The sequence below is a fragment of the Paenarthrobacter sp. AB444 genome (assembly GCF_028736865.1).
Lineage (GTDB): Bacteria > Actinomycetota > Actinomycetes > Actinomycetales > Micrococcaceae > Arthrobacter > Arthrobacter nicotinovorans_B.
In genome coordinates this window covers 103,174-125,090 of record NZ_JAQZBY010000005.1, presented here as the reverse complement: position 1 = coordinate 125,090, position 21,917 = coordinate 103,174, and the positions used below count along the sequence as shown (strand labels likewise).

The 21,917-nt window shown below is 63.3% G+C and carries 23 protein-coding genes; 9 read left to right on the top strand and 14 right to left on the bottom strand.

Annotated features, from left to right (window positions below):
- Positions 1–12 precede the first annotated feature (12 nt).
- Together PQ627_RS08465 and PQ627_RS08460 are read left to right on the top strand one after the other, a co-directional pair.
- Positions 13–1,230, top strand: coding sequence for a M20 metallopeptidase family protein (locus PQ627_RS08465; protein ID WP_274260021.1), 1,218 nt, complete (start codon positions 13–15; stop codon positions 1,228–1,230).
- Positions 1,231–1,245: 15 nt separating this feature from the next.
- Entirely contained in the window at positions 1,246–2,538 is a 1,293-nt protein-coding gene (locus PQ627_RS08460; protein ID WP_274260019.1) for an MFS transporter, read from the top strand.
- A 75-nt stretch (positions 2,539–2,613) separates the two neighbouring features.
- Here PQ627_RS08460 and PQ627_RS08455 read toward each other — a convergent pair whose 3' ends face one another.
- A complete protein-coding gene (locus PQ627_RS08455; protein ID WP_274260017.1) occupies positions 2,614–3,891 on the bottom strand; it encodes a CynX/NimT family MFS transporter in 1,278 nt (425 codons plus the stop codon).
- Positions 3,892–3,957: 66 nt separating this feature from the next.
- Here PQ627_RS08455 and PQ627_RS08450 point away from each other — a divergent pair, with 66 nt between their 5' ends.
- The 4 genes from PQ627_RS08450 to PQ627_RS08435 all read left to right on the top strand — a co-directional run bounded on the left by PQ627_RS08450 (position 3,958) and on the right by PQ627_RS08435 (position 6,090).
- Complete coding sequence (locus PQ627_RS08450) at positions 3,958–4,218, top strand: ribbon-helix-helix domain-containing protein (RefSeq protein WP_144661213.1); 261 nt, start codon at positions 3,958–3,960, stop codon at positions 4,216–4,218.
- A 70-nt stretch (positions 4,219–4,288) separates the two neighbouring features.
- A complete protein-coding gene (gene trmB / locus PQ627_RS08445) occupies positions 4,289–5,194 on the top strand; it encodes a tRNA (guanosine(46)-N7)-methyltransferase TrmB (RefSeq protein ID WP_274260014.1) in 906 nt (301 codons plus the stop codon).
- A gap of 21 nt (positions 5,195–5,215) precedes the next feature.
- Entirely contained in the window at positions 5,216–5,608 is a 393-nt protein-coding gene (locus PQ627_RS08440; RefSeq protein WP_274260012.1) for a hypothetical protein, read from the top strand.
- Positions 5,608–6,090: an SRPBCC family protein gene (locus tag PQ627_RS08435; protein WP_274260010.1), complete on the top strand. Its 483-nt coding sequence runs from the start codon at positions 5,608–5,610 to the stop codon at positions 6,088–6,090. The genes PQ627_RS08440 and PQ627_RS08435 overlap by 1 nt, the downstream gene beginning before the upstream one ends.
- Before the next feature lie 19 nt (positions 6,091–6,109).
- On the opposite strand, the gene PQ627_RS08430 is transcribed toward PQ627_RS08435, so the two are convergent.
- Both PQ627_RS08430 and PQ627_RS08425 read right to left on the bottom strand, forming a co-directional pair.
- Positions 6,110–6,781, bottom strand: a complete 672-nt coding sequence (locus tag PQ627_RS08430) for an anti-sigma factor family protein (RefSeq protein WP_274260007.1) — start codon at positions 6,779–6,781, stop codon at positions 6,110–6,112.
- Positions 6,778–7,275: a sigma-70 family RNA polymerase sigma factor gene (locus tag PQ627_RS08425; protein ID WP_262276167.1), complete on the bottom strand. Its 498-nt coding sequence runs from the start codon at positions 7,273–7,275 to the stop codon at positions 6,778–6,780. The genes PQ627_RS08430 and PQ627_RS08425 overlap by 4 nt, the downstream gene beginning before the upstream one ends.
- A 133-nt stretch (positions 7,276–7,408) precedes the next feature.
- Here PQ627_RS08425 and PQ627_RS08420 point away from each other — a divergent pair, with 133 nt between their 5' ends.
- Positions 7,409–7,936 carry a COG4315 family predicted lipoprotein gene (locus PQ627_RS08420; RefSeq protein WP_144661195.1) on the top strand — a complete coding sequence of 176 codons (528 nt, stop codon included), beginning with the start codon at positions 7,409–7,411 and terminating at the stop codon, positions 7,934–7,936.
- A 120-nt stretch (positions 7,937–8,056) separates the two neighbouring features.
- Here PQ627_RS08420 and PQ627_RS08415 read toward each other — a convergent pair whose 3' ends face one another.
- The 5 genes from PQ627_RS08415 to PQ627_RS08395 all read right to left on the bottom strand — a co-directional run bounded on the left by PQ627_RS08415 (position 8,057) and on the right by PQ627_RS08395 (position 12,753).
- A complete protein-coding gene (locus tag PQ627_RS08415; protein ID WP_274260003.1) occupies positions 8,057–9,001 on the bottom strand; it encodes a hypothetical protein in 945 nt (314 codons plus the stop codon).
- A 185-nt stretch (positions 9,002–9,186) separates the two neighbouring features.
- Positions 9,187–10,164: an ABC transporter ATP-binding protein gene (locus tag PQ627_RS08410; RefSeq protein WP_274260000.1), complete on the bottom strand. Its 978-nt coding sequence runs from the start codon at positions 10,162–10,164 to the stop codon at positions 9,187–9,189.
- Position 10,165: 1 nt separating this feature from the next.
- Complete coding sequence (locus tag PQ627_RS08405) at positions 10,166–11,005, bottom strand: ABC transporter permease (RefSeq protein ID WP_274259997.1); 840 nt, start codon at positions 11,003–11,005, stop codon at positions 10,166–10,168.
- Positions 10,998–11,792 carry an ABC transporter permease gene (locus tag PQ627_RS08400; protein ID WP_274259995.1) on the bottom strand — a complete coding sequence of 265 codons (795 nt, stop codon included), beginning with the start codon at positions 11,790–11,792 and terminating at the stop codon, positions 10,998–11,000. Before PQ627_RS08400 ends, PQ627_RS08405 begins: the two co-directional genes overlap by 8 nt.
- A 13-nt stretch (positions 11,793–11,805) precedes the next feature.
- Positions 11,806–12,753, bottom strand: a complete 948-nt coding sequence (locus tag PQ627_RS08395; RefSeq protein WP_274259993.1) for a DMP19 family protein — start codon at positions 12,751–12,753, stop codon at positions 11,806–11,808.
- Between the two features lie 165 nt (positions 12,754–12,918).
- Between PQ627_RS08395 and PQ627_RS08390 the strand changes: the two genes are divergently transcribed.
- Positions 12,919–16,329 carry a DEAD/DEAH box helicase gene (locus tag PQ627_RS08390; RefSeq protein WP_274259991.1) on the top strand — a complete coding sequence of 1,137 codons (3,411 nt, stop codon included), beginning with the start codon at positions 12,919–12,921 and terminating at the stop codon, positions 16,327–16,329.
- A gap of 20 nt (positions 16,330–16,349) precedes the next feature.
- On the opposite strand, the gene PQ627_RS08385 is transcribed toward PQ627_RS08390, so the two are convergent.
- From PQ627_RS08385 to PQ627_RS08370, 4 genes are all read right to left on the bottom strand, one after another.
- Positions 16,350–16,796 (bottom strand): hypothetical protein, encoded by a 447-nt coding sequence (locus tag PQ627_RS08385; protein WP_274259989.1) that lies wholly within the window; start codon positions 16,794–16,796, stop codon positions 16,350–16,352.
- A 174-nt stretch (positions 16,797–16,970) separates the two neighbouring features.
- Positions 16,971–17,264, bottom strand: coding sequence for a hypothetical protein (locus PQ627_RS08380; protein ID WP_274259987.1), 294 nt, complete (start codon positions 17,262–17,264; stop codon positions 16,971–16,973).
- Positions 17,265–17,332: 68 nt separating this feature from the next.
- Positions 17,333–18,511, bottom strand: coding sequence for an MFS transporter (locus tag PQ627_RS08375; protein ID WP_274259986.1), 1,179 nt, complete (start codon positions 18,509–18,511; stop codon positions 17,333–17,335).
- Positions 18,508–19,173, bottom strand: a complete 666-nt coding sequence (locus tag PQ627_RS08370) for a GntR family transcriptional regulator (RefSeq protein ID WP_274260224.1) — start codon at positions 19,171–19,173, stop codon at positions 18,508–18,510. Before PQ627_RS08370 ends, PQ627_RS08375 begins: the two co-directional genes overlap by 4 nt.
- A 301-nt stretch (positions 19,174–19,474) precedes the next feature.
- Here PQ627_RS08370 and PQ627_RS08365 point away from each other — a divergent pair, with 301 nt between their 5' ends.
- On the top strand, positions 19,475–20,584 hold the full coding sequence (locus PQ627_RS08365; protein ID WP_274259984.1) for a Fic family protein: 1,110 nt from the start codon (positions 19,475–19,477) through the stop codon (positions 20,582–20,584).
- Here PQ627_RS08365 and PQ627_RS08360 read toward each other — a convergent pair.
- Together PQ627_RS08360 and PQ627_RS08355 are read right to left on the bottom strand one after the other, a co-directional pair.
- Positions 20,581–21,381, bottom strand: coding sequence for a GNAT family N-acetyltransferase (locus tag PQ627_RS08360; protein ID WP_274259982.1), 801 nt, complete (start codon positions 21,379–21,381; stop codon positions 20,581–20,583). The genes PQ627_RS08365 and PQ627_RS08360 overlap by 4 nt on opposite strands.
- An 86-nt stretch (positions 21,382–21,467) precedes the next feature.
- Positions 21,468–21,812, bottom strand: coding sequence for a hypothetical protein (locus tag PQ627_RS08355; RefSeq protein ID WP_144661163.1), 345 nt, complete (start codon positions 21,810–21,812; stop codon positions 21,468–21,470).
- Positions 21,813–21,917 lie beyond the last annotated feature (105 nt).

Sequence of the window (21,917 nt, the reverse complement as noted above, 5' to 3'; positions counted from 1 at the left end):
TCCAGGAGAATCATGACCATCGTCGCCGACGCCAAGGAACTGCAGGAGGACATCGTCCGCCTCCGCCACGACCTCCACCGCGAACCGGAGATCGGCCTGCAACTCCCCCGCACCCAGGAGAAGGTGCTCAAGGCGCTGGACGGACTCCCGTACGAGATCACCTTGGGCAAAGAGACGACGTCGGTCACCGCGGTTCTGCGCGGTGGCGCGGCCCACGCTTCGACCGAGAAGCCCGTGGTGTTGCTCCGGGCGGACATGGACGGATTGCCCGTGCAGGAGACCACGGGCGTCGACTACACCTCACGTGTGGACGGCGCGATGCATGCCTGCGGCCACGACCTCCACACGTCCATGCTCGCCGGGGCCGCCACGCTCCTTGCCGAGAGGCAGCACCAGTTGGCCGGCGACGTGATCCTCATGTTCCAGCCGGGCGAAGAGGGATTCGACGGCGCCAGCTACATGATCAAGGAAGGCGTCCTCGATGCTGCCGGCCGCCGCGCCGATACCGCCTACGGCATGCACGTCTTCTCCTCCCTGGAACCGCACGGCCAGTTCGTCACCAAGCCCGGCGTCATGCTCAGTTCCTCGGATGGACTGGTTGTAACCGTCCTGGGCGCCGGGGGCCACGGCTCAGCCCCGCATTCGGCCAAGGACCCCGTCACGGCCGCAGCCGAAATGGTCACCGCGCTCCAGGTCATGGTCACCCGGCAGTTCAACATGTTCGATCCCGTAGTCCTGACCGTGGGAGTCCTCCACGCCGGAACCAAGCGCAACGTGATCCCCGAGACCGCCAGGATCGAAGCCACCATCCGGACCTTTTCCGAAGAGTCCAGGCGGAAGATGATGGAGACAGTACCCCGGTTGCTCCACGGCATCGCCGCAGCCCATGGCCTGGAGGCTGACGTGCATTACCAAGAGGAATACCCCCTCACCATCAACAACAACGACGAAACGGCCACCGCGGAGAACGTCATCGCCGGAATGTTCGGAGAGTCCAGGCACACCCGGATCGCCACTCCCCTGAGCGGTTCGGAGGACTTCTCGCGCGTCCTCGCCGAAGTTCCCGGAACCTTCGTCGGACTCAGTGCCGTCGCCCCCGGAGCCGACCACACGACGTCGCCCTTCAACCACTCGCCGTACGCAACGTTCGACGACGGCGTCCTCACCGACGGTGCGGCGCTCTATGCCGAACTCGCCGTGTCCCGCATCGCCACCCTCGCCGGCAACTAACCCCTGGAGAACCCCATGACCACCACCGTTGGAACGTCCCCCGACGCCAAGGTCCACACATCGCATGTCCGCACCCTGGTCGGCACCGGCATCGGCAACGCCGTTGAATGGTACGACTGGGCCATCTACGCCACGTTCTCGCCGTTCATCGCGAGCGCGTTGTTCAGCAGCGCCGACCCCACGTCAGCTGTTCTGTCCACCTTGGCGATCTTCGCCGTCGGCTTTGTTGCCCGTCCCTTCGGCGGTTTCGTGTTCGGCTGGATCGGTGACAGGATCGGCCGCAAGACCTCGATGACCATCGCCGTTGCGCTGGGTGCCGTGGGCAGCCTGTTGATCGGTATCGCCCCCACCTTCGCGGCGGTCGGTGCCTTCGCATCCGTAATGCTGCTGGTGGCCCGCCTCATCCAGGGCTTGGCGCACGGTGGCGAGTTGCCGTCGTCGCAAACGTACCTGTCCGAGATGGCGCCCAAGGAGAAGCGCGGCTTCTGGGCGACCCTCATCTACACCTCCGGCACCGCCGGCATCCTGGCCGGCACGCTGCTGGGCGCGATCCTTACAGCCGTTCTGAGCAAGGATGACATGAGCGCTTGGGGCTGGCGCATTCCGTTCCTGATCGGTGGCGCGCTGGGTATCTACGCCCTGATCATGCGGGCCAAGATGAAGGAAACCGAAGCGTTCGAGGCCGAGGCACCCAAGGAAAAGCGCGCCCCGATGTGGCCGCAGATCGTCAAGTACCGCAAGCAGGCCCTTCAGGTCATCGGGCTGACCGTTGGCCTCACGGTGGTCTACTACATCTGGGGCGTCGTGGCCCCGAGCTACGCGGCAACCGCCCTGAAGATGGACCGCGGAGCGGCGCTCTGGGCAGGCGTCATTGCCAACGTGGTGTTCATCGCTGCCTTGCCGTTCTGGGGCAAGCTTTCGGACCGTATCGGCCGCAAGCCCGTCCTGATCATGTCCTCCGCGGGTGCTGCGCTGCTCCACTTCCCGATGACGTGGCTGCTGAAGGATTCCCCGTGGCAGCTCACGGTGTCCATGTCCGTGATGCTGTTCTTCATCGCAGGCAGCGCCGCGATCGTTCCGGCCGTGTACGCGGAGCTGTTCCCGACGCACATCCGCACCGTCGGCGTCGGCGTTCCGTACTCCATCTGCGTCGCTGCCTTCGGTGGAACGGCTCCTTACCTGCAGACGTGGCTGGGCACGATCGGTCACGGTTACCTGTTCAACGCCTATGCCGTGGTCCTGCTGGTGATCAGCATCGCGTTCGTGTTCACGATCCCCGAAACCAAGGGCAAGGACCTGACCGTCTAACCCCCCTCCCCCAACTAGGGGACAGCTAACGGCCCACTGACCGCTCACTGGGCCGTTAGCTGTCCCCTACTTGGGTTAAACGAAGCGGTCACGGCCTGCGCGGTAGCCGAAGAACGCCGCCAGCAAACCGACCACCAGGAACAGGATCCCCGCCGCCGCGAAGCCTCCCGTTGCCTGATGCAACTGACCCACCATCAGCGTCCCTGTGGAGCCCAGCCCATAGCCAACCCCCTGCATCATCCCGGAAAGGTGCGCGGCAGTATGGGCATCCCGGGTGCGGACCATGATCATCGTCAGGGCGACCGCCGTCAGCGAACCTTGCCCCAGCCCGTTCAAACCGGTCCACACCCAGATGAGTTCCGTGGGTCCGAATATAGTGAGCGCGAAGCCGCCTCCCGTCATCAAGGCCACCACCATGTTGATGATCCGCTGGTCCTTGAAACGCGTCGCCAGGGCCGGGGCAAACAGGGAACCGAGCATCTGCAACACAATAGACACCGACACAATGAGCCCGGCCGTTGCACCGTCGATTCCCCGCTCGCGCAGGATGGGCGCCATCCACGCGAACACGCTGAAGGACATCATCGCCTGCAGCACCATGAACATGGTCACCTGCCAAGCCACCGCCGAGCGCCACACGTTCACGCCTCCGTGGAAGGCCTGGTGCTTTACGGACGGCTGGCGGATTGCCAACGGCAGGAACAGCAAAAGCACGACGGCGGCCGGCACCACCCAGAACCACAGCGCCGACGTCCAGTGGCCGGTTGCCGTGAAGACCGGGTACGTAAATCCGGCACCGAGCGCGGCTGACGCGCAGATTGCCGTCGTATAGAGGCCGCCCATCAGGCCAAGGCGGTGCGGGAAGTCCCTCTTCACCACCCCGGGGAGAAGGACGTTGCACAGCGCGATCGCGGCACCGCACGCGGCGGTTCCGGCCAGAAGTGCGGGGAGATGCCCGGCTCCGGGGATATCCAGCGGCCTGAGCAGAAGGCCCGCCGTGAGGACTGCCATGGCCCCGAGCAGCACTCTTTCTGCACCAAACCTCCGGGCCAGGATTGGGGCAAGCGGCGCGAACACGCCCAACAAGGTGACCGGCACCGTGGTGAGGACCACCAGCGACCAGCCCGGCAGACCGGCGTCGGACGTTATTTCGGGAAGGACCGCTGAGAAGCTCGAGAAGACCGTTCGCAGGTTCAGGCCGATCAGGACAAGGCAGATGCCAAGGTAGGCCAGGCCCTTCTTGCCCCGGAGTTGGGTGGGGTCCGCAGGGGGTTCGTCATCGATCTCCGCGTCCACGGCGATCTCGGGCAGGACGGATTTCTCTGTTGCGGCGGGCTTCTGGGAGGAGGTCACACGTCCTATTCTGTCAGGCCGTCGCACGCCCTTTCCCGACCCTCAATTTCGTAATACGATTTAGACATGAGTGCTGAGCGGATCAATGGTGCACCAGTCACCCCTGAGATGATCCAAGCCTGGGCTGACGAGGCCGAGCGCGGATACCCAACTGAGCAACTTCGCAAGCGTGGCCGCCGCCCGGTTGGCGAGGGCCCCGGCGAAGTGGTGCCCGTACGCATGGACGCGGAGCTGCTTCGGCAGCTCTCTGCCCGCGCCGAGCATGATCACCTGAGCCGCTCAGAAGCGATCCGCGCAGCCGTCCGGGCGTGGATTAGCGCGGCGTAGTGCAGGCGCATGCATCTGCGCTTAAGCACGGCATCCGTGCTTAGCGCGCGCAAAGTATTCTTGTATGGACATGAGTGAAACCCCAGATACCCCACACCCCATAACTCCCGGCAGCCAGGCTTCCTTCGGAACCTATGGTGGCCGTCCGGTCAGTTTCGTGCGCCGCGGCACCCGCCTCCAGGGACGCAGGCAAGCGGCGTGGGAAGAGCACGCCGAGCGCTGGGCTGTCCAGGTTCCCCGTCACGTGGCCAACACGTCCGTGCACCCGGATTACACCTTCGACGCCGAGGCTGTTTTTGGACGCAAAGCGCCGTTGATCGTGGAGATCGGTTCGGGACTGGGTGACGCGGTTGTTCACGCCGCCGAGCAGAACCCGGACAAGGACTTCCTTGCCGTCGAGGTCTACACGCCGGGCCTTGCCAACACCATCATCAAGATCAACAGCCGCGGACTGACCAATGTGAGGGTGGTTGAAGCCAACGCACCCGAGGTCCTCGAATCCATGCTTCCCCCAGGCTCCGTCAGCGAGCTCTGGGTCTTCTTCCCCGACCCCTGGCACAAGGCCCGCCACCACAAGCGCCGCCTCATCCAGCCGGCCTTCGCCTCTGTTGCCGCCAAGGCGCTGCAAAAGGGTGGCTACTGGAGGATCGCCACCGACTGGTCCAACTATGCAGTCCACGTACGGGAAGTCCTGGCAGGGTCCACGGAGTTCGAGAACATGCACGAAGGCGAGCGCAGCGGCGAGGAGAGCCCTTTGACGCAAGTGTGGCAATCCGGCGTCGAATCCGTTGTGGGTGGCGCGCCTGTACGCGAAGGCCGGGCACCCGTCAGCACGGAGCACACCGGACCTAACGAGGGCGTGGACCAGGAGGGCGGCTGGGCGCCGCGTTTCGAAGGCCGCATTCGAACCAGCTTCGAGAACAAGGCACACGAGGCCGGCCGCATGATCTTCGACCTTACGTACCGCAAGCTTTAGCCAACGGACCTTGGGGGAACCATGAGCTATCAGCCGCCGGTGGACCACTACCGGCAACCGCAGCGCTTCGGCACACCGGGCCTGGGTGCCGGTATTACGAGCATCGTCTCAGCAGTCCTCTCGCCCATCGCAGCGGCGGTCAGCATTCCGCTGGGCGTCGCAGCTGTGGCCTCGGCCATGAGCCGCTACAACCAAGGCAACGACGCGTGGTGGATCGGTGCCTTGGTCCTGGCCGGGACGGCAGTTCTCCTGGCCATCGTTTCCGTAGTCAGCGGGCTCATTGCGGTCTTCCGCGCCGGACGCATGAACGTCGGGCGGGTCACGGGGATCATCGGACTGTCGGTCATGGCGATCAACATCTTCGGCGTGGTCTTCATCGTGTTTCTGGTGCTCGGCTCCGGGCAGGGATTCTGATGCCCCAAGTCCGCGCCGAACGATTCATTCGCCTCGACCCCGAAACAGCGTTCGCCCTCTCCCAAACCACGGGCGCCTTCAGGCTCAAGTGGGACCCCTTCATTTCCGCCCAGTCCTTCATGGATGGCGCCCAAGCTGCGGGCAAGGGTGTGCGGACCCGGACGGTTTCGCGCATGGGCCTGAAGATGGTCAGCGAATACGTCTCCTACACTCCCCCACGCAACGTGGGCATGACCATGGTGTCCGGTCCGTGGTTCTTTGAGAACTTCGGCGGCGGCTGGCGGTTCACCCCCGACGCCGGCGGCACCCGGGCCGTCTGGAAGTACACCTTTTCGTGCCGCCCGGCTTTCATCAGACCAGTGGCTGAGAGAATCGGCAGTTGGCTGCTGGGCCGGGAAATCGAACGACGGATCGAAGCCTTCGCCCGGGCCTGCGAGGATCCGGCGCTGGTGGCCGAGTTGAAAGCCCAGTCGCGGCAGTGACTCATCACGGCACCGACCCTCACGGGACAGAGATCGACGCCACAGTTTTGTCGGATTCGTCCCTGAGCTCCACTCCGGCTATCCCCGCCAGCTGCACCGGGGTGGCGCCCGTGATCTTGATGCGCCCACTCGGCGTGGCCGTCCACCCGCACGTACGTTCCTCGGCCCCGTCACGGCCCTTCACCCAGAGGTAGAGCGTCCCTTGGAGCGGCATGCTGCGTCCTTCGACATCCAGCTCTGTGCCCCAGGTCTTCTTGACCATATCCACGGTCAGCTGAAGCCCACCGTCCGACTGCACTGAATAGCTCGCATCAGGCTTCGGAGGTTGGTTCAGCAAAGGCCCACCCAAGAACCCAAGTGCCAGGCAGGCAGCGGCGACCGCACCAACAACAGCTGCCCACCGGCGTCGTGATTTCCGCCTGCGGACCGCAAGATCAACCAGAACCTTTTCCGGAAGCTGCTCCGCTTCCGTTCCCAATGGCGCCAGCGTTGCGTTGCCACTTGAGGTGAGCGCGACGGCGTCGGCAGCGGGGACTGCGTCCAGGAGCGCGGGAAGGCTCTCCAGCTCTTCCAGTTCACCGCGGCACTCGGCACACCGGGCGAGGTGGTCTTCGAAGGCACGGGCTTCTTCCGGCTCAAGGCCACCCAGCAGATAGGCGCCCAGCAATTGGTGGACGGACCCGCCGTTCATCGTTCCACCCCCATTTCATCAAGGATCGTTCGGAGGGCCTTCACAGCGTAGAAAGCCCGGGATTTCACAGTTCCCGCAGGAATGTTCAGCTGGAGCGCAGCCTCCACGACAGTGAACCGCTGATAGTGGAGGGCTACCAGGACCTCGCGGTGTTCGACGCTAAGCCGCAGCAGCGCTTCCTCCATGAGCACGCGGTTGAGGAGTTCGTCCACGCGTTCGGTGGCTGCATGGTCCGGCAGGTCATGCTCGCCCGTTTCGGTGGGGCGGCGTTGGGCCTTCCGGTAATTGTCGATGATCACGTTCCTCGCGGTCCTGAACAGGTAACTGCGCAGGCTTCCAGTGATCTGCGGGGCGTGCTGCCACACTTTGAGGATGGTTTCCTGCACCACGTCGTCGGCCAGATTGGCGTCGGGCGTGCAGCTGAGCACGAAGCGTTTCAGCGCTACGCCGTGGTCGCGGTAGATCGCTGCCACCACGTCCTCATCCAACGGCATAGCCACCTCCTTCGCTGTGTCACCCGATACGACGACTTGCGTCGCGAAAAGGTTCACTTGAACCATTCTCGCGCGACCGGCGTCGTACGGGTTAGCGCCGACCCGTCCGGCCGGCTCGTCGAAGGAGCTAGGGATGAAAAAGCAACTCAGCATGGGAATCGGGGCTCTGGTCCTGGCCGCCGCGTTGGCAGGCTGTGGTGGTAGCTCCGGAACATCCACGTCATCGTCGGCGCCGCCTGCGGCCTCGTCAACTGCAGCCACATCCTCTGCAGCCTCCAGCCCTGCCGCCGCGGCCGAGATGAAAACCGCGTCCTCCAGCGCCGGCCAGATCGTGGTGGACAGCAAGGGCATGAGCCTGTACTTCTTCACCAAGGACGTGAAGGACTCGGGAACAAGCGCCTGCACCGGCGCCTGCCTCACGGCCTGGCCGGTATTTACGACGACGTCGGCCACCCCGAGCGTTGATGGCGTCACCGGCACAGTGGGAACCATCGCCACCCCTGACGGGAAGAAGCAGGTCACCCTCAACGGCATGCCCCTGTACTACTACGCCAAGGACAAGGCCGCCGGGGATGTCACAGGCCAAGGCGTTGGCGGCGTTTGGTACCTGGTGAGCCCGAGCGGAGAAATGGTCAAGGGGGCTTCGGCTTCGGGATACTGAGGGCTGTTCGGGAACCCCGCCCGCTGCCCCCTGCCCCACCGAGTTCGCGGGAACCCTCCCAATACCCCCGCAAACTTGCGGCGAGCTCACAGCGTTCCCGCGAACTGGGCACAGCCGCAGTCACCTGAGCGCCCGGAGGATACGTTCCTTGAAGGCCCGTTCCTGGAACAAGTCCTTCCACTCGATTCGAATGAAGCGCCAGCCATCTTCCATGAGTGCCTTCTCGCGCCGGCGTTCCTGGAAGATGACCTCCTCCGTGGGTTTGTAATCGAAGTACTTGGTTCGCCCGTCAAACTCCAAAGCCAGCATTTCTTCTTCCCACGCAAAGTCCATGCGATGTCGGCCAATCCTGGTTTGAACCTCAAATTGCGGCTGAGGGGCCTTGATGCGCAATCTCTGCATCAGGTCCCGGGCGAGCGTCTCCCCGGCAGACTCGGAGCGCGGATCTGCGTTTTCCAGTGCCTTGCGCAGCGTTCGGATACCCCGTTTGCCGCTGGAGGCCGCCAGCATGCGGGTAAGCGTTTGGATGTCCGCGCCCAATCTCAGCCCATGGTCCATAACCACCAAGGCCTTTGGATAGCTAAGCATTCTTGCGCAGTCGAACATGGTGCGTTCCAGCGAAGTCGCCCGTAAGCCCCGAACCACCACGACATCGTCCTCGGTAAAGGTCTCTGTATGTCCCGTGACGTCCTTGCCCCACCGGTCCGGAGAAGGCCTGACTGGAGAAAGCAGGTGGACCTTGTCATCAACACCCCACACGAACAATCCGTGGAGTCGCGCCGCGGAGAGGTGGCTGTAAACGAGACCGCCCGACGACGTTGTCAGTGTGCCATGGGCGTGTGCCACGATGCGCGCCATCGCCTTCCGCCTTGGACCCAGCGCGTTCCACTTGCTGGACCTGATGTAGCAGCCGTACCTCAACCGCTGCAACTCCCCGGCGTCTACCAGCGCCCTGATTTTTCGGGCATTTAGCCCGAAGCGGAGCAGTTCATCGGTCCTCCACATGTGGCCGCGCGAGGGTAACGGCAAGACGGGGCTGACCGGAGTTGCTGACGTTGATTCCATCGCTCCAGCATCACCGGGCCCGATCCTGTCGCAGAAGGTCCAGCCCTCGCTATGTGGAAAGCCCGGGCCGAAACAGTGGAAACACTGCGAAACCGCCCGCAACCTTGCGGCGACTGCGCACGCTTCCCACGAAGCGGCGTCCACCGGAGCTGCAGCGTACAAGCAAAGCGCCGGGCCAAAGCCAGCTAGCGCCTCACACTTCCGTAGAGCTGCCTCACCAGGTGTTCGATGTCCGGCTCGTGCAGGGACAGGTCAGCTACGTCAGCGCTGCGGGAGATCGAGGCAAGCACCGTGGCGGCGGAAAGCATACGTGGATCGAACGACACACTGTGCCGGATCCCCTCGGCCTCAATGCCCTCGTGTACCGCGCCGTCGGGCAGCGACAAAAGATCAGCCGAGTGGACGGGAGCGGCGAGGTCCACCACCATGGTTCGCACCGCCCCGGCGACCTCAGCCAAACCGGTAAGCGGACCGTCATAGGCGATGGCGCCGTCGTCGACCACCAGAACCCGTTGGCACAAGCGCTGGATGTCGCTCATGTCGTGGGTGGTCAACAGCAGCGTGGTGCCGTTCTCCCGGCGCTCCGCATCCAGGAATTGGCGCAGTTTCTCCTTGCTGATCATGTCCAAGCCAATGGTCGGTTCGTCCAAGATCACCAAGTCCGGGCGATGCAGCAGGGCAGCGGCAACCTCGCCGCGCATGCGCTGTCCCAGCGAAAGCTGCCGGACGGGCGTGGTGAGGAACTCCCCCAAATCCATTTGCTCGGCAAGTTCCCGGAACCTGGGCTTCCAGTCTGCCTCGGGCAGGCGGTGCATGGCACCAAGGATCGGGTAGGAGTCCTGCAGCGGCAGGTCCCACCAGAGCTGGGATCGCTGACCAAAAACGACGCCGATCTTCCGGGCCAGCGCCTTGCGCTGAGGCACCGGGTTGAATCCACAGACCGATACCCGGCCGGACGTTGGCACCAGGACGCCCGTGAGCATCTTGATGGTGGTGGATTTGCCGGCACCGTTGGCCCCGATGTACCCCACCGCCTCACCCGGTTCCACGCTGAAATCGATCCCCCGGACCGCGTGGACGGTCTTCTTGCGGCGCCGGAATCGCCCCAATGGTTCCATGACCTGGAAGTTCCGGCTCAGGTTTTCCACTTCGATAACGGGCATATCAGCCTCCTGCGCCGGTGTACTTTTTGATGGCCGCCCGCCAGAGGAGCAGCATGAGTCCGCTGAGGACGACGGCGGCCGGCAGTCCCAGCCAGCCCGTCCAGGCCGGGATTCCGGCCGGCCCGGTGAGGTCAAGAATGACCAGGCTGGGCGCATAGGCCACGAGCGTTGCCGGGATAACAAAGGTGAAAAAGACCTGCAGCGGGAAGAACAGTGCGGCGCCAGGCATTGAGGCCACGTAGCGACCACCGTAGGTGAAGGCATTGGCGAATTGTCTGCCATCGAGGATCCAGAACTGCATCGCTCCGGCGCCGAGGAAGAGCGCACAGAAAATTGCCGCTCCTGCGAGAGGCGTCGCAGTGGCCAGCAGTACTTTTGCCAGGTCCCACTGGACGTCTGCGAGCAGCAAGCCCACCCCCAGCGCGACGACCCCGAACATCAACCGGCCAACCCTTCGCAGCTGGAAATCCGACGTCGCCAGCTGAAGAAGGACGGGAAGGGGCCGGACCAGCAGCACCTCCAACTTCCCGGACCTGATGGTCTCGGCCATGGAATCGGTCTCTCCCATGAGAAGGTCCCCGAGAGCGAAGGCAACTGACGCGAACCCGAACACCAAAAGCGTCTGGGCCAGGGTCATGCCGCCAAACGTTGATACGTTGTGGACGATCGCGTATAGCTCCACGAACTCGGCCACTCCCAACAGGACCTGCCCGGCGAGATCGGAGAGGAAGCTGCCACGGTAAGCGAGCTGCGAGCGCAGCCGGGCAGAGACGAGCAGCTTGAGGAGAACCAGGTTGGTCACCGGCGCCTGGGGATCGCGGGTTGAGCGGGGACTAGCCACCTTGCACCACCAACTTCCGCGAACCAAAACGGACCATCACCTGCACCAAGACCAGCATCACGCCCAGCCACAGCAGTTGCACACCGACCAACGCGAGGATCTCGGCCCCTTCGGTTCTCCCCGCAAGGATGTCCACAGGGGTCTGGAGCATCGACGGGAACGGTGTAGCCCTCGCGAAGTCCAGCAGCCAGGCAGGAAACCACGTCACCGGTACCAGGAAGCCGGACAGCAGATTCATCACCACCATGTACAGCATCCAGAAACCGCGGATTTCAAGGACCCAGAAGGACAGGAGGTTGATGGCGAAGAAGCCCAGGAAGTTCAGGGACACCGCAGCCAGAATGGACACAAAACCCAAAAGGTACGGTCCAGGCGTCCCGGGCATCGCCAACCCGGTCACCACGCTCCCGATGATGAGCGGGGGAAGTCCGCGCGGCAGGACATCGAAAGCGGCACGACCCAGGTCCTGTGCCCAGTATGAGGCGGTCAGGTTGACGGATCGGGAAAGGTCGACGGCGATGTCCCCGGACTTCACGCGGTTGGCCAGCTCAGCTGAGCCGAAGAGTCCCAAAGGCGCCAGAAGCGCCTGGCCCAGCCACACATAAGTAGCCGCCTCCGTTGCCGAGTATCCCCCGATGGCGCCGCCCGCCGTCGTAATTGCGCTCAGCAGCAGGGAGGCGCGGATGAGGCCGAAAACGGAGTTCGTGAAAGCACCGGCGACGGCGGCAGTGCGGTACGTGGAATGGCGGCGGAAGGATGATTTAGCGAGTTCCCAGTACGCACGCACTGGACGAGTCTACTCACGAGCTCGTCCAAGTCGCCGGAAGCTGCCGGGATCGCTGGAAAACTCCGGCGATCCCGCAGCGTTCCAGCGATCCCGGCGAGCGGAAGGAGGGAAGCCTAGGCCCCACGAACTCGTCGGACTCCTCGAACTCCACAGCCGCGATGATTTCCTTGGTCTCTGGGTGGATCATGAAGGCCTCCTCGTCGTCCTCGATCATGAGGTAGTCCCCGTGGTCGGTGGAGAAGTGCCAGGCGAGGGTCTTCACGCCGTCGTGCTCGTAGTTCGGATCGCCCATGGTGATCTTCTCCAGCGCAAAGCCGGCCACATCGCACAGTTCGCGGATGATGACCTCGAACTCGGGTGCGTTGGCCAGAGCTTCTTCTTCGGCCTCCGCCTGGCGCTCGGCCAAATCCGGGATGAGGGCCACGCGTGCTGCGATGTGTGCCTCGATTTCTTCGTCGGAAAGAACCAGCAGCTCGGACTGGTCGCGGAGGTACACGGCGTTGAGGTCGATAATGTCCTCCTCTTCAAGCAAGGCTTCAAACTCACCGTCCAACTCGTCCAGCGCCACAACGGCCGGAACGGGCGTCTCGGCCTCATCCAGCTCGCCGTCAAGATAGGCTTCGGCTTCGTCCTCCGTCAATGCATCAAACGCCGAAGCAGTGCGGTCGAAGAGATCCAGGTGCCGGGTAGCGCCCATGGCTTCAAGGCCCGCACGGACATAGGCATCAACCTCTTCACGCTCAGGAGCGGTAAACACGTACTGCGCGAACCCACCCGAGAGTGCCTGGGTCAGGTAGAAGTCCACAAAGTAGCTGTTGAGCGCGGCGGGCGAGATCTCGTCGCTGTTGAGGAGCTCCGCGTACATATGGTTCACGACCGTGACGTTGGAATCCACTACATCCCCATTGCCTGCTGCGAAAGCGGTCTTGTTCAGGACGACGGGGTATTCGTTGGTAGTCATGGGAAATCCTCACTGCTGAAAGCTGATGGTGCTCCGGACACCTACAACGTACGCGTGGCAATGGCGCCGCAATCGAGGTGGAGGTGAACGGTGGGCGAAGTTTGGGGGCCGCTGGGGGCTGACTAAGATTGAGCAGATAACCTCCTGCCGAAAGTAGCCCGACGCATGCCGTCCCCCACCGACGAATCCTGGGAATTGGCCATTCAGACTCCAGCCATCAACGACCGCTCCTTGGCGGCCGGACTGGCGTATGCCATGGGCAGCCGGGTGAGCGGCATTTCCTTCGATCCGGCTACCGGGCTTCTCCTGGGCAAGGTCCGTGGCAGCGGCCCGCAACCGTATTCGACGTCGGCCAAACTGGTCCGCAAGCCCGCCGGCTGGAGCTGCACTGTGGGTATCTGCAGCTGCCCGGTCCGCAAGGACTGCAAGCATGTAGCGGCATTGCTCTTCACCGCGGAAGACCACCCCACCATCCGCGCCCAGCTCCTGTCGCAGGCACCCGGCATCCAGACGGCCAGGCCGTCGGAGATCGGCGCAGCGCGTCCCGCGTGGGAACAAGCCCTCAACAGGTTGATCGCCAAGCCCGGCACCACGCCCAGTGCCGCAGGAATCCCCCTTGCCCTCCAGTTCGAAGTGGAAGAACCCGCCGCACACTTCTCCTACACAGGACGACGCGACCCCATGCGCAGCGTCCGCCAACTGAAGGCACGCCCGGTGATGATGGGCGCCAAGGGCAAGTGGATCCGTGGCGACGTGTCCTGGAACAACCTGAGCTACGTCAGTTTCCGGCGCGAATTCAACGAGGCACACGTCGAATGGCTTCAGACTTTCCTGGCCGCCCACGGTTCCAGCAACGGACGGCAACAGCCCTCCGGTGCGATGTGGCTGAGCCTGAACGACTTCGCTGCCAAGAACCTGTGGAGCCTCCTCGATGAGGCGAAAAAGGCCGGCCTCCCGCTCGTCCACTCCGCTGGGAGCGAGCCCGTCCGCGTCGAGGCCCAGCCCGCCGTCGTCGGTCTTAGTCTGGCGCGCCTGGACGCGAACGGTACCGAAAGCGCAACGCACGACGGCGGCCTGGAGCTCGCGCCGTCCGTCACCGTTGGCGGGGAAGCCGTGGATCCCGGAACCGTGGGTTTCCTGGGAAAGCCGGCCAACGGCATCTTCTTTACGCATTCCGGCGACACGCTCCCCGGCGTACCGCAGCAGAAGAACCTGATCACACTGGCCCCGATCGAGGGTGCCATCAGCGACGAACTGCTCGAATTCGTCACCGATGGGCAGACGCTCCAGATACCGGCCGAGGACGAGGGCCGCTTCCTCACATCGTTCTACCCCAAGCTGCGGCAATCCACGCCCGTGCAGGCTGCAGACAAGTCCGTCGAGCTGCCCACGCTGGCCGTACCGACGCTCTCGCTCCTGGCCAACTACGGCAACGACCACAAAGTCCGGCTGCACTGGGAATGGCACTACAGCTCGGGCACGCTCGTCACCGCCCAGCCCCTGTGGCGGCACCCGGACGACCGCGGGTACCGGGATGATGCTGCCGAGGCACGCATTCTTGAATCGCTCGGCCGGCCGTGGGACGCGGTCCCCGCGCTCGCGGAGTCGGCAACTGGAGGGTGGGGTGCCCCGCGCCTGGCCGCTACTGCGGAACTGGGCGGCCTGGACACCCTGGCCTTCACCGAAGAGGTGCTGCCCGCGCTCAAGGAATTGCCCGACGTCGTCGTGGAAACCTCGGGCGACATCGCCGACTACCGGGAGGCTGAAGAAGCACCGGTAGTGTCCATCTCCACCAAGGAAACCGCCAGCGGCGACTGGTTCGACCTCGGAATTGTGATCACGCTCGAAGGCGAACCGGTTTCCTTCGCGGCTGTTTTCTCCGCGCTCGCCGCCGGCCAGACCCGTATGCTGCTTCCCAGCGGCGCGCACTTCTCCTTGGACCTGCCCGAACTGCACCAGCTCCGCGCCCTGATCGACGAAGCCCGCTCACTCCAGGACAACCCCGACAACAAGGACGGCACCCTGCAGATCAGCCGCTTCCAGGTGGGGCTGTGGGACGAGCTGGCACAGCTGGGGATTGTGGACGAACAGGCAGCCGCGTGGCGCGAGGCCGTTGGCGGATTGCTCGACGACGGCGTGACCGGGCTGCCGCTGCCGGCAGGCCTTAACGCTGAGCTGCGTCCGTATCAGCTGGAGGGTTTCAACTGGCTCAGCTTCCTGTACAAGCACAGCCTCGGGGGCGTGCTGGCCGACGACATGGGCCTCGGCAAGACTGTCCAGGCGATCGCGTTGATGTGCGCGGCCAAGGAGCTGGCCGTGTCCAGTGGCAACGACAGGGCGCCGTTCTTGGTCGTGGCTCCCACCAGCGTTGTCAGCAACTGGGCGTTGGAAGCGCAGCGGTTCGCTCCCGGCCTGGTGGTGCGCACGGTTTCGGAGACCTTCGCCAAGAGTGGCCTGCTGCCGTCGGAAGCCATGGCGGGGGCCGACGTCGTCATTACCTCCTACGCCTTGTTCCGTATCGATTACGAGGCCTACGCCTATTTCCAGTGGGCCGGGCTGATGCTGGACGAGGCCCAGTTCGTGAAAAACCACCAGTCCAAGGCATACCAATGCGCGCGGAAACTGCCTGCCAAGTTCAAGCTGGCCATCACGGGCACCCCGCTGGAAAACAACCTCATGGAGTTCTGGGCGCTGACATCCATCGTGGCTCCGGGCCTGTTCCCAAGCCCCAAGAGGTTCGCCGAGAACTACCAAAAGCCGGTGGAAAAGAACGGTGACTCGGCGCAACTGGACAAGCTCCGGCGTCGTGTCCGTCCGCTGATGATGCGCCGCACCAAAGAACAGGTCATCAAGGATCTGCCGCCCAAGCAGGAGCAGATCCTCGAAGTGGTGCTCAACCCGCGGCACCAAAAGGTCTACCAAACACACCTGCAGCGTGAGCGGCAGAAGATCCTGGGGCTGATCGACGACGTCAACAAGAACCGCTTCACAATCTTCCAGTCGCTGACCCTGCTGCGGCAGCTGAGCCTGGATGCGTCGCTGGTGGATTCCTCGCTTGCTGCCGTGCGCTCGTCCAAGCTGGATGTGCTGTTCGAGCAACTCGAGGACATCATCTCCGAGGGACACCGGACCTTGATCTTCAGCCAGTTCACCGGTTTCCTGGGCAAGGTCCGCGAGCGCATGGATGCGGAGGGGATCGAGTACTGCTACCTCGACGGCAGTACCCGGAACCGTGGAGACGTGGTGAGTGAGTTCAAGAATGGCACCGCGCCGGTGTTCCTGATCTCCCTCAAGGCCGGTGGTTTCGGTTTGAACCTGACCGAGGCGGACTACGTGTTCCTGCTGGATCCGTGGTGGAACCCAGCTTCCGAAGCCCAGGCCGTGGACCGCACCCACCGCATCGGGCAGGCTCGGAACGTCATGGTCTACCGGCTGGTTGCCAAGGACACCATCGAGGAGAAGGTCATGGCGTTGAAGGCCAAGAAGTCTCAGCTGTTCGCGGACGTGATGGAGGGCGATGCACTGGCTGGCGGGTCGTTGACGGCGGAGGACCTGGCGGCGCTGTTCGCGGAGTAGGGGTGGGTCACGGGCGAGACTCAGCTGGAGCGGAAGCCTTGGTTTGTCTGCCTCTCCAGCCGCTCGACCCGGCGCTCCAAATCCGAAAGCCTTTCATCAAACGATTGGGGCTGAGGATGGAAGGAACCTGCATTCCTCTGGTTTCCCTTTTCGGTCGCCGTCAATGGCTTTGGATGATCCCGTAAAGCTCGCGAAAGAACACCCAGGACCAGCTCTTTCCTCCATCTCGGATAACGATGAGGCCCATCCGCCGTCGCAACCGTAACGTAGATTACTGCACCGGTTCTGAGCGCTTCACCACTGGGATCTTTGGATCCATCCTGCAGAAGGCCCACCAAGCGCAACAACGTACCAACGTATTGCGGGGTTGTACGTAATTCGGCCCCCAACTCTTTCTGGCCCCAAAAGGCATCACGACTGACTTCCATGCCATAGTCGTCAAAGATAGGGGACAGCGGTTTCTCCATGGAGTTACTCCTTTGCTTCGGATGCCGATGACAGCTTTTTGCGCTGTCTCTTCATGTCATGCAGCGCGCCTCCGAGAACGGAGAGGCCAACTGTTACACCAATCACAGGGCCGGATACATAGCCAAAGAGACCGCCAACTGCCAACGCTCCTGCAAATGCTAAAAGTCGTGACTTCATGGGTTCCTCTTCTGACTTCCGGTCAGCGTGGTATCCGCGCGCTCCGTGGCGTTCCTAATCGTGATTGCCACATCCTCCTCGACGCAGAAAAGGCGTTGCCCGACTCCGTTGACGTAGACCCAGACGCCACTGCCATCCGGCATGACATTCACAACCACGCCCGCATCAAGGGCAGCACCTGGTTGCCTGACCTCGACTTCGTCACCCGTCACGAAGTACTCCCATGCCTTGTAGTAACGTACCGGCAAATTCTCCGGATCCGACATCACGAACACAGTGCTTTCTTCCACTGGGAACTGCCCCCTCACTTTCCCGCTTAACTAGCAGTGAGGCGAGGGGGCAGAACGTGACGGGTGGATCAGTCGTCCAGTCGCACACCCCGAAGCAGCAGCATCGTCCCGCCCACGGCAACCGCCGATGCAAGGAACACCCCGGCCGCCCCCAGACCCACCGCGACTACACCGATGCCACTGGGCAATAACACTTGGCCCACACGGTTTCCAGCCAAACGAAGCGCCAGCGCGCGCCCGCGTTGACCGGCCGGCGCCTGCGCGGAAAGCCACGACATCGTGAGGGGCTGACCGATTCCCAACCCGAGGCCCAGGAATGCCATGACCACGAACAACAGCCAACCGGGCATCGGAATCGCCGCCACCGCAAGGGCGACCGTCGAGATGGCCAAGCTCAGGACCAGCAGCCGCATCCGGCCGAGCTTGCGGGACATGCTGCCCAGGCCAATCCGGGACACCATGGAGAACAGGGCGCGGACGGTCAGCATGAGGCCCACCGTGGCGGCGGACAGGCCGCGCTCGGCACCGAGCGCGGGAAGGTAGACGACGGTCAGGTCGACGACGGCCAGAACGGTGGCGCTCGTCGCGAGGGCCCGTACGACGCCGGGCGTCTTCAGAAGCGCGATCGCGCCACCCTTGGGGGCATTCCTGGCCTTTGTTCTGCCGGTGCGGCCACTGACACTGCGTGAGATGACGAACGTGGTCAGGAACAGCACCAGGCTCATGCCAACCGACAAGATAAAGATGGCCTGAGTGTCGGGATGCACCGAGGCACCGCCCACCACGGAGATAGCCAGCGGGCCAAGGGCTTGCCCCAGCGACGCCGCGAACGTCAGGTAGCCGAACGCCGAGTCCAGCCGCGATGAAGCAGCATTGTTCGCCACCACCGCCTGCTGGCCCACCACGCACGCCAACTGGCCAGCACCAAGGAGGGCCGTCCCGGCCACCAAAGCTGCCACCGACGTCCCCCAGAAGAGCAGGAACGCGGAACAGCCAAGGACGACGGCGGACCCGATCGCCATGAGGCGACGCTCTCCCAACCGGTCCACGAGGCCGCCGATCGGCAGGGCCAGCAGCAAAGGGAAGACGGCGTAACTGGCGGCCAGCACGCCGAGGGCGAAGGCAGGGACATCAAGTTCCAGGGCCCTGTAAGTCGCAGCCGGCCGGACCAGGAAAGTCACGGCCTGAATCAGCGCAGAGTGGATGAGAAGCGCTGTAGACGAACGGCGTCCGAGTTCGCCGATCACGAGACGTCGAGACCGTGCTGGGAAATGACCCGCAAGGTCTCATCCCGGGCACCGATGACGTGCTCGAAAGCGATCCGGGCGGCTTTTTCCGCATCCTTGGACGCAATGGCATCCACCAGCAGCCGATGATTGGCAAGTGCTTCGTCGCGTCGGTGGGGAGCGTTGTTGGTGAAGTATCGGTAGCGCTCCACGTGGCTGGAGATCTGCCCGTGAAAGCGTTGGGCCCAGGAGTTGCCGGCGATCCTGGCGATGGCGGCGTGCAGGGCGACCCCGTATTTCATAGCTTCATCTGCGAAGTCCACCAGCGCCGCGTTGCGGGCCACGATCCCCCGAAGCTCTTCGAGGTCTTCCGCGGTGGCTTTGGCGCACGCTTCCCGGGCCATCAAGGACTCCAAGGCAGCACGGACGTCGTACAACTCTGAAATGGCTTTTTCGTCGAGCACCGGAACCAGTACTCCGCCGGTGGGTTGCTGCTCCAGGAGGCTTTCAGAGATCAGCCGGCGGATGGCTTCCCGCAGGGGGGTCCGGCTGACCTGCAGCTCATTCGCCATGGCGGGTTCGTAGATGCGCTCACCAGGTTTGAGTTCCAAGCTGAGGATTCGCCGCTTGAGTTCGCTGTAGACGAGGTGGGCGCCGGTGTTCCGGGCTTGTGGGTCTGTCAATTCTGCCGCCATGTAGAGAAGGTGTACTTGTATACATTTATACACTCTGCTGCACCGCATCATTGTCAGTCCGAGCAGATAGGGTCCCTTGTAAATAAGTGATTGCGAACCCGGAGCTACCTTTTTCATCCCGGCCTCATGCGAAGAGCAAACAACAGCTCCGTTATTCGCATTTCCGGCATAAAATGCGAATAATGCTTGGGTTGTTCACTCTTCTGGAGGGTTGATGGGTACATGGCCGATTCACGGCAGTGAGGTAATGCCTTGGAAGAGCTCCGGCCGTCCCCCTCGAGAAGACCGAATGTTCACCGAGGTGGAAGTCTCGCTCCCGCCGGAGATTAGAGAACTTTGGTACGAGCCTGGACGGGAAACGATCGTGGCCCTCGAAGAAGCCGCCATCGCCGTGGCCTCCCTCGACGTGAGGGCGGGTTCACGGATGGCGGCCATCAGCGGCTTCTTGCTGCGGAGCGAAGCGGTTTCATCGTCAAAGATCGAGCATGTGGACGCGAACCGCGATGACTATGCCAGAGCAATTGTTGGACTCAAGGCCTCCGATCAAGCCAAGTCCATGGTGGCTGCGGCAGAGGCCGTTCAGAGCATGATTCAGGACGCGGGTGAAGCTGGCGAGGTTCGACTGCAAGCCCTCCTGGCAGCTCACAGGAAGCTCATGAAGGACGACCCGGTCGACGGGCACAACGCCGGTTTGTTCCGGAATGTCCAGAACTGGATTGGGGGAAGCGACTATTCACCAAGAGGCGCCGTGCATGTTCCGCCTCCTCCCGCGCTGGTTCCCGGTCTCATGGATGACCTCTTGTCGTTCTGCGCGCGAAGAGACGTCCCTATCATGGCGCAAGCAGCCATTGCCCACGCTCAATTCGAGTCCATTCACCCCTTCACCGATGGAAATGGCCGCATCGGACGGGCCTTGATAGGCGCCATTTCGCGACGACGGGGCCTCACCAGAAACACTGTCACTCCTATTGCCTCGGCGATGGTCGCAGATATCGATACTTACTTCTCGCTGCTGAACAACTACCGCACGGGAGACCTGGATCCTTTCGTGCTCTATCTGGCCAGGTCCTCCCTGCGTGCAGCGGAAGCTGCAAGTGAGTCTGTGACTGCCTTGGATTCTCTGCCTTCGGCGTGGGTTGAGGTTGTGCGTCCACGCAAGGGCTCAGCCGATGAAAAGATCCTCCCTTGGCTGTTGGAACGGCCGGTTTTCGAAGCCCACAGCGCCGCCTATGTTGCGGGCGTTGATGAACGTTCCATCTACAGAGTCCTGGACAGGCTGACTGAGGCTGGAGTGCTCTCACTGATTACCCAGTCAAAGCGGAACCGCGCGTGGGCAGCTACGGAAGTGCTCGATGAGGTCGACAGGCTCAACAATCGCCTAGCCGGCCGCGCTCTTTAGCTCCGCGCCCAGCGGTACGGCGTCGTCGTCGAGACCTTGAGCAAACCGGAGCGCTCCAGGATCGGGCGCGAGTATTCGGTTGAGTCGCTCTGGATGAAGGGTTTGCCCTTGGCGAGCGCGGATTGGGCGCGGCGCGCAGTGAGTGCACGGTAAATTCCACGGCCTCGCCATTCCCGGCGGGTTGCCCCTCCCCAAATCCCGGCAAAATCGGTCCCGGCCACGGGATCCAGGCGGCCTGCGCTGACAACATGACCCTCCGCTTCAGCGACCCACAGCTCCATGCCGTCGTCCAACGTCAACCTGTGCAGCAGGCCATCGGCCATCTCGTCCGACACAGGATCACCGAACACCTCGTCCTGCATCGCCGTCATGGCCCGCACATCCGGCTCGTCGACGACGCGACGCAACGTCACGCCGTCGGGAAGCGGCACGTCCACGCTGAGCGCCTGTGCCTCCCCGATCATGATCGATTCGGGCTCCTCAGCGGCGAAGCCGTTGGCAAGGAGCGCTTCGTGGAGGCCAGGGGCGTCATCGTGCCCGCGGGTCTTCCACTCGACCCTGGTGATTTCAGGCTGGCTCTTGAAGTACGCAACACCGTCAGCAACCAGGCCACGGATACCTTCCTCGTCCGCCCCGCCCAGATCCCGGTAGGTGATGAAGCCGCGGCCGCCCACGAACGTGGCCAAACACAGCGGCCCAAGCGACGTAACCGTCAGCGCATCCGACGTCTCCGCATCAGTACGAAGCTGCTGGTCATAGGCGGCGAGAAGGCGTTTCTTCGCATCAGCGTGGCTCATTGTGGAGAGCCTACTGCACACGACAACGCTCCCCCACCCGCAACTCCGGAAGAGTGCTGATGGGGGAGCGTTGAAACGGTACGCGGTTACTGTCCGCCGCGGCAGAGCTGGCCGTACTTGCTGCCTGCTTCCTGGTATGCGGTGGTGAGTTCGCCCAGCTTCTTCTCGTCCGGGTTCTCCTTGGCCTGCTCATCGAAGAAATCAAGGATGGAGGTCACCACCGGCTTCATTTCGTCGGAAGCCACGCCCTCGATGGGACGGATGGCGTTGGCCACGCGGGTGGTGGCGGTCTTGTTGTTTTCCTGGGTCAAACCTGCGGCGGCGGCGGCCATCCTGTCACAGGTCTGTGCGGTGGTCAGCTGCGGTGCTGAACAAGCGGAAGCCGAGACAAGAAGCCCGGCAGCAATCAGGACAGTGGTGAGTTTCTTCATGATTCCCTCAGTGGTCGACGTCCCTTTGATTGTAAACAGAGCAGGGCCAAGCCCACGCATCGGGCCTGCTTAGGGGCATGATGCGGGCTGCCCTAGGCTGGGTGA

Bases quoted from the DNA above. Each gene is read 5' to 3' on its own strand.
- PQ627_RS08460 (WP_274260019.1), top strand. From the start codon at position 1,246: ATGACCACCACCGTTGGAACGTCCCCCGACGCCAAGGTCCACACATCG.
- PQ627_RS08425 (WP_262276167.1), bottom strand. From the start codon at position 7,275: ATGCCGTTGGATGAGGACGTGGTGGCAGCGATCTACCGCGACCACGGC.
- PQ627_RS08365 (WP_274259984.1), top strand. From the start codon at position 19,475: ATGTTCACCGAGGTGGAAGTCTCGCTCCCGCCGGAGATTAGAGAACTT.
- PQ627_RS08410 (WP_274260000.1), bottom strand. From the start codon at position 10,164: ATGCCCGTTATCGAAGTGGAAAACCTGAGCCGGAACTTCCAGGTCATG.
- PQ627_RS08420 (WP_144661195.1), top strand. From the start codon at position 7,409: ATGAAAAAGCAACTCAGCATGGGAATCGGGGCTCTGGTCCTGGCCGCC.
- PQ627_RS08435 (WP_274260010.1), top strand. From the start codon at position 5,608: ATGCCCCAAGTCCGCGCCGAACGATTCATTCGCCTCGACCCCGAAACA.
- PQ627_RS08415 (WP_274260003.1), bottom strand. From the start codon at position 9,001: ATGGAATCAACGTCAGCAACTCCGGTCAGCCCCGTCTTGCCGTTACCC.
- PQ627_RS08385 (WP_274259989.1), bottom strand. From the start codon at position 16,796: ATGGAGAAACCGCTGTCCCCTATCTTTGACGACTATGGCATGGAAGTC.
- PQ627_RS08360 (WP_274259982.1), bottom strand. From the start codon at position 21,381: ATGAGCCACGCTGATGCGAAGAAACGCCTTCTCGCCGCCTATGACCAG.
- PQ627_RS08355 (WP_144661163.1), bottom strand. From the start codon at position 21,812: ATGAAGAAACTCACCACTGTCCTGATTGCTGCCGGGCTTCTTGTCTCG.
- PQ627_RS08440 (WP_274260012.1), top strand. From the start codon at position 5,216: ATGAGCTATCAGCCGCCGGTGGACCACTACCGGCAACCGCAGCGCTTC.
- trmB (WP_274260014.1), top strand. From the start codon at position 4,289: ATGAGTGAAACCCCAGATACCCCACACCCCATAACTCCCGGCAGCCAG.
- PQ627_RS08390 (WP_274259991.1), top strand. From the start codon at position 12,919: ATGCCGTCCCCCACCGACGAATCCTGGGAATTGGCCATTCAGACTCCA.
- PQ627_RS08430 (WP_274260007.1), bottom strand. From the start codon at position 6,781: ATGAACGGCGGGTCCGTCCACCAATTGCTGGGCGCCTATCTGCTGGGT.
- PQ627_RS08395 (WP_274259993.1), bottom strand. From the start codon at position 12,753: ATGACTACCAACGAATACCCCGTCGTCCTGAACAAGACCGCTTTCGCA.
- PQ627_RS08450 (WP_144661213.1), top strand. From the start codon at position 3,958: ATGAGTGCTGAGCGGATCAATGGTGCACCAGTCACCCCTGAGATGATC.
- PQ627_RS08465 (WP_274260021.1), top strand. From the start codon at position 13: ATGACCATCGTCGCCGACGCCAAGGAACTGCAGGAGGACATCGTCCGC.